This window comes from Shewanella sp. S1-58-MNA-CIBAN-0166 (genome assembly GCF_040310085.1).
Classification (GTDB): domain Bacteria; phylum Pseudomonadota; class Gammaproteobacteria; order Enterobacterales; family Shewanellaceae; genus Shewanella.
Genome location: NZ_JBEOPN010000098.1, coordinates 1 through 372 on the forward strand (window position 1 = coordinate 1; position 372 = coordinate 372).

Genomic DNA, 372 nt, shown 5'->3' on the forward strand with positions numbered 1-372 from the left:
TGGCTCTATTTAGCCGTGGTAATGGATTTGTATGCGAGAAAAGTGGTGGGTTGGGCTTGCTCTGACAGCCCGAATACCGATTTGACTTGTGCAGCATTAAGAATGGCATTTGAAAGTCGTGGACGGCCCCAAAACCTGATGTTTCATTCTGACCAGGGTTGCCATTACAGTAGTCTTCAATATCGACAAATGCTGTGGAAATATCAAATAACGCAGAGTATGAGTCGACGAGGAAACTGCTGGGATAACGCGGTAATGGAACGTTTTTTTAGAAGTTTTAAAACAGAATGGATGCCGAAGTATGGTTACAACAATTTTGATGAAGCGAAGCTGGATGCGTTGAATTACATACTAAAGCACTACAATACAAAA

1 protein-coding gene is annotated in these 372 nt (G+C 41.9%); it reads left to right on the plus strand.

Annotated elements, in window-relative coordinates:
- Nucleotides 1–372 (plus strand): IS3 family transposase (locus AAEY99_RS21255; RefSeq protein ID WP_351011953.1); only part of this gene is annotated, 372 nt, incomplete at both ends.